Annotated in this window: 13 protein-coding genes; 2 read left to right on the top strand and 11 right to left on the bottom strand. The window is 52.9% G+C overall.

Annotated elements, in window-relative coordinates:
* Positions 1-93: 93 nt before the first annotated feature.
* From efp to nrdR, 4 genes are all read right to left on the bottom strand, one after another.
* Complete coding sequence (gene efp / locus MCJ35_RS07215; protein ID WP_008724890.1) at positions 94-651, bottom strand: elongation factor P; 558 nt, start codon at positions 649-651, stop codon at positions 94-96.
* Positions 652-788: 137 nt separating this feature from the next.
* Positions 789-2177, bottom strand: coding sequence for a shikimate dehydrogenase (aroE, locus tag MCJ35_RS07210; RefSeq protein ID WP_025482241.1), 1389 nt, complete (start codon positions 2175-2177; stop codon positions 789-791).
* 67 nt (positions 2178-2244) lie between these two features.
* Positions 2245-2751, bottom strand: a complete 507-nt coding sequence (locus MCJ35_RS07205; RefSeq protein WP_008724887.1) for a YqeG family HAD IIIA-type phosphatase — start codon at positions 2749-2751, stop codon at positions 2245-2247.
* 23 nt (positions 2752-2774) lie between these two features.
* On the bottom strand, positions 2775-3227 hold the full coding sequence (gene nrdR, locus MCJ35_RS07200) for a transcriptional regulator NrdR (protein WP_008724885.1): 453 nt from the start codon (positions 3225-3227) through the stop codon (positions 2775-2777).
* A gap of 169 nt (positions 3228-3396) precedes the next feature.
* Here nrdR and aroD point away from each other — a divergent pair, with 169 nt between their 5' ends.
* Together aroD and MCJ35_RS07190 are read left to right on the top strand one after the other, a co-directional pair.
* On the top strand, positions 3397-4155 hold the full coding sequence (aroD, locus tag MCJ35_RS07195; RefSeq protein ID WP_025482242.1) for a type I 3-dehydroquinate dehydratase: 759 nt from the start codon (positions 3397-3399) through the stop codon (positions 4153-4155).
* Between the two features lie 166 nt (positions 4156-4321).
* Positions 4322-5668 carry a serpin family protein gene (locus MCJ35_RS07190; protein WP_240299424.1) on the top strand — a complete coding sequence of 449 codons (1347 nt, stop codon included), beginning with the start codon at positions 4322-4324 and terminating at the stop codon, positions 5666-5668.
* A gap of 208 nt (positions 5669-5876) precedes the next feature.
* Here the strand turns inward: MCJ35_RS07190 and MCJ35_RS07185 are convergent, their stop codons facing one another.
* The 7 genes from MCJ35_RS07185 to MCJ35_RS07155 all read right to left on the bottom strand — a co-directional run bounded on the left by MCJ35_RS07185 (position 5877) and on the right by MCJ35_RS07155 (position 12510).
* A complete protein-coding gene (locus MCJ35_RS07185; RefSeq protein WP_120058343.1) occupies positions 5877-6143 on the bottom strand; it encodes a YlmC/YmxH family sporulation protein in 267 nt (88 codons plus the stop codon).
* Between the two features lie 102 nt (positions 6144-6245).
* On the bottom strand, positions 6246-7151 hold the full coding sequence (locus MCJ35_RS07180; RefSeq protein ID WP_025482244.1) for a hypothetical protein: 906 nt from the start codon (positions 7149-7151) through the stop codon (positions 6246-6248).
* Positions 7152-7290: 139 nt separating this feature from the next.
* Positions 7291-8220: a MetQ/NlpA family ABC transporter substrate-binding protein gene (locus MCJ35_RS07175; protein ID WP_025482245.1), complete on the bottom strand. Its 930-nt coding sequence runs from the start codon at positions 8218-8220 to the stop codon at positions 7291-7293.
* Positions 8221-8366: 146 nt separating this feature from the next.
* Positions 8367-9032, bottom strand: coding sequence for a methionine ABC transporter permease (locus MCJ35_RS07170; protein ID WP_025482246.1), 666 nt, complete (start codon positions 9030-9032; stop codon positions 8367-8369).
* Position 9033: 1 nt separating this feature from the next.
* The gene (locus MCJ35_RS07165; protein WP_040382320.1) at positions 9034-10050 is read right to left on the bottom strand and encodes a methionine ABC transporter ATP-binding protein; all 1017 of its coding nucleotides are present in this window, start codon (positions 10048-10050) and stop codon (positions 9034-9036) included.
* A 331-nt stretch (positions 10051-10381) separates the two neighbouring features.
* Positions 10382-11401, bottom strand: a complete 1020-nt coding sequence (locus MCJ35_RS07160; RefSeq protein WP_051400526.1) for a DUF4886 domain-containing protein — start codon at positions 11399-11401, stop codon at positions 10382-10384.
* Between the two features lie 62 nt (positions 11402-11463).
* Complete coding sequence (locus MCJ35_RS07155; protein ID WP_025482248.1) at positions 11464-12510, bottom strand: hypothetical protein; 1047 nt, start codon at positions 12508-12510, stop codon at positions 11464-11466.
* Positions 12511-12645: the final 135 nt, after the last annotated feature.

Raw genomic sequence — 12645 nt, 5'->3', positions numbered from 1 at the left:
ACGTTCTCCTTTGCTCTAACATTTCCTTCCGGGAAAGCTAAAAGTGCCCCGGCTGACGCCGGAGCAATCTTTAAGCTCTTTCTCTACAGACCATTATACACGTGAGAGATACTCGCCGGTCCTGGTATCAATCTTAATCTTGTCGCCAATCTCCACGAATAAAGGCACATACACGGTCGCACCGGTTTCCACGGTGGCAGGCTTGTTGGCGCCCTGTGCCGTATCACCCTTGAATCCAGGCTCTGTCTCGGTAATCTCCAGTTCTACAAACAGGGGAGGCTCCACGGAAAATACGCTGCCGTTGTAAGAAACAACCTTACATACCTCATTCTCCTTAACGAACTTCAGGGCATCACCGATGATATCCTTGTTCAGCGCTACCTGGTCGTATGTTTCCTGGTTCATGAAGTTATACAGCTCGCCGTCAGCATAAAGGTACTGCATGTCAACCCTGTCAATCCTTGCTGCCGGGAATTTTTCTGTTGGACGGAAGGTGCGCTCCACAACGCCTCCGTTGATTACATTCTTAAGTTTGGTACGCACGAAGGCAGCGCCCTTGCCTGGCTTAACATGCTGGAATTCCAATATCTGAACAACCTGTCCATCAATTTCCAGTGTAACACCATTTCTAAAATCACCTGCTGATATCATAAAGATATTCCTCCTTGAGTTCGTTCACGGCGCCAGACACAGCGCCCAATAAGTCTTTAATCTTTTATATTCTATACTATGTAGACAGCATTTTCAAGGTTTTTTTTATTGGCAGTGTAAATTTCTCCAAATTTCTTCTAAATCCCTGCCCTTTTATGGATTTCCCCCACAATTTCCTCCACCTTCCGGCCGTTTACATCCACAATCACATGGGAGGCATCCACGTAGACCGGGCGCCGATAGGAAAGCAGTTCGCGGATCCTTCCCTCCACATCCTCCGACTGAAGCATGGGGCGGTCGGACACATCCCTTCCAATCCGCTCCATCACGGTCTCCGGCGATACATCCAGATAGACCACGCAGCCCAGCTGTTTTAAAAGGGCCCGGTTTTCCTCCCGCAGGGGAAGTCCGCCCCCAACGGATATGATGGCATGGTCCGTGTGGGCCAGAAGCTGGTTTAAGACCCCTGTCTCAAGCTTTCGGAACGCATCCTCGCCCTGGGTGGCGAATATATCCGCAATGGCCATGCCCGCAGCCTCCTCAATCCTCTGGTCCGTGTCAATGATGGGCATTCCGTACTGCCTGGCATAGGCCAGTCCCACACTGGTTTTTCCCGCACCCATGAACCCGATGAGGATCAGGTTGTGCTTGGACCTGGCCCCGGCCAGCTGTTCCTCGATCAACCGTCTTGCCATGCATATGGTTTCCTCATCCACCCGCACCTGGGGATTCCACAGTTCATAAGCAATGATTCCCTGGTACAGCAGCATATCCAGGCCATTAACCGCCTTGCCTCCAGCTTCCTCCACCAGTTCCATGAACCTGGTCCTGGCAGGTGTGTACACAATATCCACACCGGTGTGGACCAGCTCATAAAAACGCGGGTCCTCTATCACCACCTGGTCCCCATGGGGATACATGCCCACACTGGTAGACTGTACCGCCAGATAACCGGACCTTATCCGGGGCAGGGCGCCATATCCGTCAAGCGGCAGGGCGGACGCTATGGCGCGGCCCATCAGCCCGTTGATGTAATCCGCCAGCTCACCGGCCTTTTCCTGGCTCCGGTTCAGTATGAAGATGGACTTGGCGCCTCCCCTGGCCAGCACATAAGCGGCGGCCTTGGCAGCGCCTCCCGCCCCAATCAGGATGCAGTTTTCATTGCAGATCCCGATACCAGCCGTATCCAGGGCGCGTTTTAAACCTGCACCGTCCGTATTATAACCCTTATATCCGTCCTGTACCCGCACCAGGGTATTGACAGCGCCGATTGCCCGGGCATCCTCATCAATATCCGCCAGGTATTCCATCACCCGCTGTTTGTGGGGTACCGTCACGTTCAGTCCCAGGATATTCAGGGCAAATGCACCCCTGACCGCATCGCCTACCCCCTCATCCTCCACCTTAAACGGCACATATGCCAGGTTCACGCCTGTGCGCTCCGCATAAAAATTCTGCATCAGTGGTGACATGGAATGCTCCACCGGGTTTGCTATCAGTCCGCATACTCTTGTCTTTCCGTCCATTTTCCGTCTCGCTCCCTGCTGTTCATTCTATGATAATAACATGATCTGTCACGGTCCGGCGCCTGCCTCATGGCTTCCTGCGGCGGTGCTTTTTGTAGAAATACAGTACCGGCTTTTCCAGGTACCGTTTCAGGACAATCTGTATTTCCTCTTTTGGATTGATGGGTTTAACTAAAATACTCAGGATACCAGCCCGGTTGGCCCCATATACATCCGTAAACAGCTGGTCCCCCACAAAAAGCGTGCTCTCCCGGTCCGTGCCCATGCGCTCCATGGCCTTCCCATAACCGGCTGTCCCCGGCTTCCCGGCCTTATGGATATAGGCAGAACCCACATCCTCCGCAAAGGCCCTGACCCTTGGTTCCTTATTATTGGACAGCAGGCAGGTATCCATCCCCATCTCATGAAGATGCCTGAACAGTTCCCTGGCCTGGTCATCAGCCGGCGCGTCATGGGGAACCAGCGTATTATCAATATCAAATATGACGCCCCTGATTCCCTGGGCATGGTAATGGGCATATGGAATCACATAGGCAGAAACCTCATACCGCTGTGGATAAAACATTTCCAGCATAATCCGCGTTAATCCTTCCTTGTCTACTTTTTAAGCAGTTTTCCAATCTCATCTATAAATGTGTTCACATCCTTGAATTCCCTGTATACGGAAGCAAAACGCACATATGCCACCTCATCCAGCATCTTAAGCTTCTCCATGACCAGCTCACCGATGACAGAGGTGGGGACTTCCTTTTCCTCCATGTTGAATATCTGGTTTTCAATCTCGTCAATCACCGTGTTGATCTGCTGGGTGGACACGGGACGCTTATGGCAGGAATGGATGATTCCGGCTTCAATCTTGGAGCGGTCATACGTCTCCCTGGATTCGTCCTTCTTAATCACCATTAAGGGCATGGTCTCCAGCTTCTCATATGTGGTAAAACGCTTGCCGCAGCTCTCACACTGGCGGCGCCTGCGGATGGAGCTGTTGTCATCGGCAGGCCTGGAATCGATAACCTTTGTATCTGATTCGTTGCAATAAGGGCATTTCATCTTTTCAATACTTCCTTTCCTCTATTCACGGCTTTCGTGCTGCATTTATTTTAACCGAATCATCTATGAATCGCAAGGACTTTGTATTTATTTTCATAACTGTATGGACGAATCTCCCTCCCCGTTTTATAATAAGACCCATAGCAGAACAAAGAAAGGCTGGTTCCATATGAATAATGTGAAGATAAAAGATGTAATACTGGGGGAAGGGATTCCCAAGATATGCGCGCCTCTGGTGGAAACCGGCTTTGATTCCCTTATACGGGAAGCCGGACGTTTTACCACCCTTCCTGTGGATGTGGCTGAGTGGAGGGCTGACTGGTATGTCGGCATACTGGACCCCGGCGCCGTTGACAGGGTGATGCCCGTCCTGGCCCGGACCCTTGGCAGGATTCCCCTGCTCTTTACCTTCCGGACCCATGGGGAGGGCGGGAACCTGCCTGCATCCGCGGCCGATTACCGGACCCTCCTTGAACGCGCCATCTGTTCCGGCTCAGCCGACCTGGTGGACATAGAGCTGTTTTCCGATGACCATGCGGTCCGGGACCTGATTAGGCTGGCCCACGAAAACAACGTGGGCGTCATCCTCTCCAACCACGACTTTACCGCAACGCCCGATGAAAAGGAGCTGTTAAAACGTCTGGAGCGGATGGACTTCCTGGGCGCTGATATTGCCAAGATTGCCGTGATGCCGGGTTCGGCCAGCGATGTACTGACCCTTTTGTCAGCCACGGAAAAAGCTTCCCGCACACTTTCCTGCCAGGTCATTTCCATGTCCATGAAAGGCACCGGGCTCATCAGCCGTTTAAGCGGCGAGGTCTTTGGTTCCTGCCTGACCTTCGGCTCTGCGGGCGGGGCCTCGGCACCCGGACAGATTGATGTGGGGGAACTGCGCGGGATTCTGGAAACCATCCACAGGAACCTGTAATCCGGCCCGCCGCTTTTCTGGTCATTTGCCTGTTCCTGCAGCCGTGCCATATGCAATGCGGTTTTTGTATGATTTAATTAAGGAAAATGAAATACGCCCTCCTCCTGAATCTGATACAATGATATTATAAGAACCCTGTTACCATCATGTCAGGAGGGATTGCAATATGATAAGGAATACAATTACCCAAATGACGGCCGGGCTTCTGGCCGTCTCTTTTATGCTCATCCCCGCCATTCCCGTATCAGCAGAAGCCGGACCTGGCGCTGCCGGTTCCGGCCGTCCTCCGGTACAGCAGGAGGCTGGCATCCCTTACCGCCAGGAGGCATTTGCCGCCCGTCCGGCTGCCGCTGCCTATGGCGATGCCGGAAGCCAGCGGGCCATCCAGCAAAATAGCACGCTGAGCGATGGATTCCTGGCTGGAATCACAAGCTTTTCATACAAGACAGCCTCCGCCGTGTTAAAGGACAGCCAGGTAAACCAGTGTTACTCGCCAGTCAGCCTCTACTACTCCCTGGCCCTGGCGGCCCAGGCCGCGGGCGGCAGTACCAGGAACCAGTTATACGGACTGCTCACATCCCCCGGTCAAGATGCCAGCCAGATGGCGGCTGAATGCGGCAGCCTGTACAGGCTCATGTACCGTGACAACGAAGCCAGCATGATTAAACCAGTCAGTTCCATGTGGCTGAACGATGGAAGTCCCCTGGATTCCAATCTCAGAAGGATGATTGAACAGCAATACCATTCTGATGTCTTCCGCATGGATTTGACCCATGCCAATTCAGCCGCAGTCATGAACCGTTGGCTGATGGATCATGGAAACCAGGGCATTTCCCCCGGGCTTGTACTGTCGCAGGATGAAACCATGCACATGTTGGATACCATGTCCTACAGCAGCCAGTGGGTATTTCATTTTGACAGTTCAAAGAATGTATCCGGCCAATTCCATCCTGCGGACGGCCAGGCAGTCACATGTGAATATATGACGGACAGCAGGAACTGCAGCTACTACCATGGTCAGGGATTCATGAGGGCCGTCATTTCCCTGAAAGAAAACAGTACCCTGATCCTCGTACTGCCTGATGAGGGCTTTACCCCTCAGGCCCTGCTGTCATCTGAGGAACGGATGGCGGAGATGTTCGGGCATATTATCAATGAACCTTATGGGCGGATAACCTTAAACATCCCCAAATTCCAGTACGGCACCTGTCTGGAACTGCGTCCAATCCTGGAAGATCTTGGGGTAAGTCAGGTATTTACGCCGGGCCAGGCTGATTTTTCCGGCCTTGCTGACAGCCCCGCCTGCCTGTCAGGCATTAGCCAGGCATCCGGCATCCGGATGGATGAAAATGGCATCAATGCCGCCTCCTGCCTTGTCATCCCCCCGCTGGACGGTTCCCTTCCAGGGGAAGCGTCAGGGGAAATGATACTGAACCGCCCCTTTATCTACGCAGTGATGGCGGCGCCAGGGGTGCCTGCCCTCATAGGCGTGTGTGGGAATCCCAGCATATAGACATGCTCTAATGCAGCTTCACATTTTTTTCACATTTTCCACATAGAATCATCACATTTTTTATGTATCCTTGAAAATGTAAAAAAGCTAATGCTTTTCATACAACTTTTTCTCACAAACCGGCCGGCAGGATGAATCCTGCCGGCCACTCCTCCCTTTCATGCAAATACCGCCAGACATCAGATGGTTCTGTGCCTGGCGGCGGGATTCAGCATTTTATATTTTCCGACACATCTTTTTCTTTTATATCCACCAGTATAATATCATTTCCAACCTGACAGATATCACAGAAGGGAATTATATACTCTTTTTCCCTGCCCAGGAAACCGCAGATACATCCGGGACCGGGTACGATAAGGGCCAGCATGCAGCCAGTCTCCATATCGAAATCCACATCCCCCACAAACCCCAGACGTTTGCAGGTCTTCACATTAATAACTTCTTTCTGTTTGAGATCATAAATTCGCGTAACTATCCCTCCGGCAGCTTCTTACTACTTATATATGCAGCCGTTACGGGTATTAGAATCCCGGATCCGGTTCAGGATGATTTTCAGGACACGGACCTGGACAACGGTTTAAAACGTATCCGGAATGATGGATAACATCTGCAGCCCAATATATACAAGGATTACAAGGATTGCAATTGAAACGCCTATTATGGAAAGAATCAATCCCGCCTTGGCCTGGCTGCACATACTGTCTTCACCCCTTGATAAGATGGCGAATATGATGCCCAGAATCCCCAGCACAAGTGCAATCCAGCCGCAGCAGCATGTGACAAGGGACAGGATTCCCATGACAAGGGAAGTGATTGCCATCCCATTCTTTTCTTCAGACGGTTTCTGATATTGGTTCCGGCCGCTGGTCTGGGTCTGATACTGAGTTTGATACTGGGTCTGATATTCATCCTGCCCCTGATACTGGCTTTGGGAGCGGTTCTGTGACCGGCCTGCACTTCCCTGCCCGTAATACTGGTTCCCGGCCTGTCCTGAATAGGAAGGAGGCGCTGTCTTGTACTCCGGCTTATGTTCCGGCTGTCCTTTGTCCTGGTTCCTTCCCTGATCCAGTGCGCCTGACTGGCAAGGGCCATCAGACTGCCCGCTGGAACTGTTCCGGTTCCGGCTGTCCTCCGGGCTGTTCTGGCTGGCCTCTGAACGGTTCCAGCTGGCCTCCGGGCTGTTCTGGCTGGCCTCTGAACGGTTCCGGCTGTCCTCCGGGCAATTCTGCCTGTCCTCCGGGCGGCTCCAGATTTCCTGCCGGGGCGGTACCTCTCCCGGCTGGCTCCAAGCGCTTTCCTCATATCCACGGGGACCTGGCTGGCTCCATCCATTGCCGCTGTCATCCGTGTCGGGATCCACCGGACATGCCGGCTGTTCCGCCACGACCACCGGTTCATTGGGTGCCTGGTTTCTGTCTGTCCTATTTGAATCAGGGGCACTGCCTTCCCCTGACTGGCTGGTATTACCATGTCCGTAATCCATGTATAGTCCCCTTTCTTATGCCGGTACAATCCGGTCCAATCATACGTGAAGAGTATATCATAACTTACAAAAAAATACAATCCGCCGGGAACCTGTCCCGGCGGATTACGGCTTACACACCACATATTATAAGGTTGGTTTAGAACAGAGGAACAACTGCCCCTTCGTATCTCTCCTCCATGAACTGCTTTACCTCCGGGCTGGTCAGCGCCTCTACCAGCGCCTTGATGGCATCGCTGTTTTCCTCGCCTTCTTTTACAGCCACAATGTTTCCATAAGTGGTTGCTGCCAGGGACTGGGAGTCTTCGGTTGCCAGTGCATCGCTTACCTTAAGCCCTGCTTCAATTGCGTAGTTGCCGTTGATGACAGCAATATCCGCATCCGGAAGGGAACGGGGAAGCTGCGCCGCCTCCATCTCCACGATTTCCAGATTCTTCGGGTTCTCCACAATGTCATTCCTGGTTGCTTCCAGGCCCACGCCCTCTTTCAGCTTGATTAAGCCCTGGGCTTCCAGAAGTAAAAGCGCCCTTGCCTCATTGCTCACATCATTAGGTACCAGCACGGCTGCCTTGTCCTGCAGTTCATCCAGGGAAGACACCTTTCCGCCATAGATGCCGAACGGCTCATAGTGGATGGCTCCTGCGCTGACTAACTTGGTTCCGTTCTGTGCATTGAAGGAATCCAGGTATGGCTTATGCTGGAAATAGTTTGCATCCAGGTCGCCTGTGTCCAGTGCGTTGTTCGGCTGTACATAGTCCGTGTATTCAACGATTTCCAGCTCATAACCCTTGGATGCCAGCACTTCCTTGGCTGCATTCAGGATCTCAGCATGGGGTGCAGGGCTTGCGCCTACAATGATTTTCTGAAGATCCGCGGCAGCTGTGGTATCTGCTGCTTCAGAACCTGCCTCAGTGGTTTGCGCGTCTGCTCCGGCTGCTGTTGTTTCTGCTGATGTCCCTGCCGCTGTCTCAGCTGCCGTGGTTTCCTTTGCAGTTCCTGAGCAGGCGGTAAGTGCCCCTGCTGCCAGTGCTGCTGCCAGTACGGCTGCGCCTAATACTCTCTTCTTCATAATGATTTCCTCCTCATTTCGGGGCTGCCCCCTTATTTACCCTTTACGGGCATTTTATCATCAGCCGGCAGGTGTTCCCTTCGTTGCCGGATCATTCCGGCAACGGCGGTACACAGTTGTTCCGCCGGATTGACTTCCTTTAAAACCTATCGGATCCTCTTGTCGCTTCTCCTGGACATGCGCATGAATATCTCCTGAATCAGCTGTACGATGATGACCAAAAGCACTACGGTCACCAGCATCATATCCGTTTGGTACCGGTGGTAACCATAGCGGATAGCGATATCTCCCAGTCCGCCGCCGCCGGTAAATCCCGCCATGGCAGAATATCCTAAGATTGTTGTCACGGAAATGGCTGCCCCCACCAACAGGGACGGCTTTGCCTCCGGCAGCAGGACTTTCACGATGATCTGCCAGGTGGAGGCCCCCATGGATTTGGCCGCCTCGATGACGCCTGCATCCACTTCCTTCAGGGAAGACTCCACCATGCGCGCAATATAAGGGGATGCTGAAATCACCAGCGGGACAACGGTTGCGTTGGAGCCATATATCTTACCTACAATCAGCCTGGTGATGGGGATTACCATGATTAACAGGATGATGAAAGGCACGGAACGCAGAAGGTTGATCACCACTCCAAGAACCTTGTTGAAAACAGGAACCGGGCTGATTCCGTCCTTGTCCGTGACGACCAGTGCAATTCCCAGCGGAATGCCTATGATATAGGACAGGGCAGAGGACAGCAGCACCATATAGAATGTTTCCCCAATTCCCTTTATGAGCATGTTAATGGTTGTTGAATCAAACTGCATCTTAACGCACCTCCTCAAATGCCACGTGGGCTGTTTTTAAATAGTTGCAGATCCTTCCGGCATCCGTCTCGTCCTCCGGCAGCTGGATGATCATCTGGCCCATGGCTTTTCCTTCGATATCCCTGGTGTCCGCATGCATGATGTTGACCGGGACCTTACACGCCAGGACCATGTTGGCGATGACGGGTTCCGAGGATTCCCTTCCGTCAAAGATAATGCGGATCTGCCGGGACTGTCCGAAGCTGGTTCCCTGGGCTCCCACATCCCCCAGGATCAGCTGGCGGCCGATATCTGATTTGGGTCCTGAGAATATCTCAGACACCTTTCCCACTTCCGCAATATGGCTGTGGTCAATGATTGCCACCCTGTCGCAGATTGCTTCGATTACAGCCATCTCATGGGTTATGACAATCACCGTGATTCCCATTTCCCGGTTAATCTTCTTAAGAAGTTCCAGGATGGATTTGGTGGTGTTGGGGTCCAGGGCGCTGGTCGCCTCGTCACACAGAAGCACCTTGGGGTTGGTGGCCATGGCACGTGCAATCGCCACCCTCTGCTTCTGGCCGCCTGAGAGCTGGGCCGGATATGCCTTCATCCTGTCCTCAAGCCCCACCAGCCTCAGTAACTCTTCCGCCCGTTTTTTTGCTTCTGATTTGGATACCCCGGATATCTCCAGCGGGAAGCACACATTCTGAAGCACATTCCTCTGGGCCAGAAGGTTGAACTGCTGGAATATCATTCCCATGGAGCGTCTTGCCAGGCGCTTCTCCCTGTCCTTCATGGCTGACAGGTTCTCTCCCTCGAATATTACCTTGCCCGATGTGGGCACCTCCAGATAGTTGATGCAGCGTACAAGGGTGCTTTTGCCGGCCCCGGACAGTCCGATGATTCCAAATACCTCCCCGTAGCGTATCTCCAGGTTGATATCCTCCAGCGCCGTGACCGGACCGCCGGATGTCTGGAACTGCTTACCCAGCCCTTCCAGCCGGATAATGGGATTTTCTCTGTTCTCTTCCATGATTTCATTTCCTTTCTTTCGTTCATCTGGATCCTGACCTTGTGGACCGCCTGCACTCCAAAAAAGCCGCACGTCCTGCACGGACTTGCGGCCTCGAAGCATTTTCCTCAATGCAACTCAATCTCAATTAATCACAATCCATACAGATGAAACTTACATTCAGTTTTTTGCCCATGCGGATACACAGCACATCATCATGTACATGCCGTTCATCATATCCATATTCATCTGCATGGCTTTGAACTGATTCATAAGATCCTCCTGTACTTATTCTCTATTAATCAACTAGGATTTGTCTTAGTTAAGAAGATACATCACTCATACTCATTTGTCAAGACTTTTTTGTACCCAGTATGTAAGCATCTGCAATTTCCTGCAGTTCCCCTGCCACTGCCTGGTCCAGGTCCGACACAAATGAATTGCCCACTGGCGACTCCTGGAACAGCAGCGCGTAAGCCGAGCATGCGGCCAGATATGTGCCTTCCTCCGATGGGTGCTGTCCGTCCTCACCCCACAGTTCCAGGCCTTCCACCTGCTTCCTTGCTGCCTCAAATACTTCCCCACCGGGAATCAACAGGGCATCCAGCTCCTCAGCAATGGTCCTGTATCCCAGTGACAGCTGGGTCTGTACCATCTCATGGCTGAGGACGCCGGCCCCGTCCTTTGGCGCCCAGGTCATCAGGAATACGGTCTGTCCGCCTGCCTTTTGTATCATCCCATCCAGTTGGCGGGCGTATGGATACATATCCTTCTTTGCATTGAGGGCAATGGAGGCATTGGTATTCTCCTGTAATACAACAAAATCCCAGCTTTCACCCTTAAGCGCTTCCGTCAGCACGCTTCCCAGTTCATCCTCAGGATCAGAGTACATCTTAAGCGTGTAGTAGCCTTCCGTCAGGTCGTATACATCTACCTTGTGTCCTCCTGCCTCTGCCATTGAATAGAACATGCCGGGAAGGTCATTGGTGTAGGTATGGCTGTTGCCCACGAAAAGTATCTTACTTCCGTCTGAGGCGGGAGGATCCGGTATCCTGCTGTAGGCCTCCTCCGCGCCGCCTTCTCCTGTTTGGCCGGATGGATCCGTATCCTTGGTCTTATCTTCCGTTTCAGTTTTATCTGTTGCTCCGGCTTTATCTGCCCCATTGGCTGCATCTGCATTCCCAGCCCCATCTTCCTCACCGGATCCATCCCCTGCCCCACCGGCCGGATTGGCTGCCGGGGAAGACGTGACCGCAGCCCCTGCCTCAGTTTCCTTTACTGCCTGGCTGTCATCCCTGGAACCGCAGCCAGCCGCCGCTGTCATGACAATAGCTGCAGCTAATAGTACCGGCAATAATTTCATCATTTTCATACCCGTCTTTACATCCTCCATCTTCTTCCTGCCTGCCCCATGACACAGCGGCCCCCATTTCCCTATAAGGAGGAATCGCTGGAAACCACAACCTCTCCCTGAATGATTTCCCCGCCGCTTTCAGCTGCCACGCCGCTGCCCACGCTGCTGCCCATACCACTGTCAGTGCCATTGCCCATGCCGCCGGGCAATACCGGGGCAGTCATGTACCCTGTCCCCGGAACCGGCTGGCTGTATGCATCCCTTGCCATCCTGTATCTGCGGTAACCACGGATATATGCCTCATCCGCCATCCCCTCCTGCACCAGGGTATAATCACTTCCTTTTCCAGCTGAACGCATGCGTTTTAATTCCAGCTTCAGTCTGCGGCTTTTCCGCTCTTCCCTCTGCTTCTGCGCCTTTTTCTGCGCACACTGCTTCAGCTTTTCCCGGTTTAACCGCCTTAGCTTCCTGCCGCCTCTGCCCAACAGCTTCTGAAGGGAACGGACAGCCCTGGCGGCTTTAACCCTCTGCTCATCATCACCATATACCGCTGCTGTCTTAAGACGTATGATGCTTTGCTGTATATCCCCCATGACCTGCTGTACCTGGGCGGTGGAACGGGCAGATGCCATCTTGCCGTACTGTTTGGATACCTGGAACGATGATTGTGTAGAAACCTGGATCACACCAGCCTTCACAGCGGATTCATCCAATGTCTTCCCACTGCTTCCCATCAGGTTCCCGGACAGCATATCCTCAGGCAGTCCCCTATTCCCGGACCACTGGAACCGGTCCGTCCGGGCATTGCCTTCTGTCTCAGACATCTCACCGTTTACTTTCTGCCCCGGCACTTTCTGTCCCAGTGCATCCTGCCCCTGTACTTTCTGCCCCGGCATATCCTGCCCCTGTACTTTCTTTCCCGGTACATCCTGCCCCTGCGCTTTCTGTCCCGGTACATCCTGCCCCTGTGCTTTCTGTCCCAGTACATCCTGCCCCTGTGCTTTCTTCCCCAGTGCATCCTGCCCCTGCAGATTTCCTTCCTTCGCACCACGCAGACGGGACAGCCGCAAAAGGCTGTTTTCCATACCTTTAAAGGGCTGTCCCGATAATCCGATTAAACCGCCCATGCTGCTTTCTCCTTTCCATGAATCCATATCAATCCGGTCATCAGGTCCAGTCATCCAGTCAGCAAGGGGGTCATGATCATGCATATATTTTAGTATTTAAAACTAGTGTACTGACACGATGACATTCAGGCAAAC

This window comes from Enterocloster sp. OA13, from assembly GCF_022440595.1.
Taxonomy (GTDB): domain Bacteria; phylum Bacillota; class Clostridia; order Lachnospirales; family Lachnospiraceae; genus Enterocloster; species Enterocloster hominis.
The sequence above is the reverse complement of the archived record's forward strand: the minus strand, read 5'-3'. Positions and strand labels throughout refer to the sequence as shown.

What these genes read in the sequence shown, in the direction of transcription:
- nrdR (WP_008724885.1), bottom strand. Translation starts at nt 3,227, where the DNA reads ATGAAATGCCCTTATTGCAACGAATCAGATACAAAGGTTATCGATTCC.
- MCJ35_RS07180 (WP_025482244.1), bottom strand. Translation starts at nt 7,151, where the DNA reads ATGGATTACGGACATGGTAATACCAGCCAGTCAGGGGAAGGCAGTGCC.
- MCJ35_RS07160 (WP_051400526.1), bottom strand. Translation starts at nt 11,401, where the DNA reads ATGAAAATGATGAAATTATTGCCGGTACTATTAGCTGCAGCTATTGTC.
- MCJ35_RS07155 (WP_025482248.1), bottom strand. Translation starts at nt 12,510, where the DNA reads ATGGGCGGTTTAATCGGATTATCGGGACAGCCCTTTAAAGGTATGGAA.
- efp (WP_008724890.1), bottom strand. Translation starts at nt 651, where the DNA reads ATGATATCAGCAGGTGATTTTAGAAATGGTGTTACACTGGAAATTGAT.
- aroD (WP_025482242.1), top strand. Translation starts at nt 3,397, where the DNA reads ATGAATAATGTGAAGATAAAAGATGTAATACTGGGGGAAGGGATTCCC.
- aroE (WP_025482241.1), bottom strand. Translation starts at nt 2,177, where the DNA reads ATGGACGGAAAGACAAGAGTATGCGGACTGATAGCAAACCCGGTGGAG.
- MCJ35_RS07175 (WP_025482245.1), bottom strand. Translation starts at nt 8,220, where the DNA reads ATGAAGAAGAGAGTATTAGGCGCAGCCGTACTGGCAGCAGCACTGGCA.
- MCJ35_RS07205 (WP_008724887.1), bottom strand. Translation starts at nt 2,751, where the DNA reads ATGCTGGAAATGTTTTATCCACAGCGGTATGAGGTTTCTGCCTATGTG.
- MCJ35_RS07165 (WP_040382320.1), bottom strand. Translation starts at nt 10,050, where the DNA reads ATGGAAGAGAACAGAGAAAATCCCATTATCCGGCTGGAAGGGCTGGGT.
- MCJ35_RS07170 (WP_025482246.1), bottom strand. Translation starts at nt 9,032, where the DNA reads ATGCAGTTTGATTCAACAACCATTAACATGCTCATAAAGGGAATTGGG.
- MCJ35_RS07190 (WP_240299424.1), top strand. Translation starts at nt 4,322, where the DNA reads ATGATAAGGAATACAATTACCCAAATGACGGCCGGGCTTCTGGCCGTC.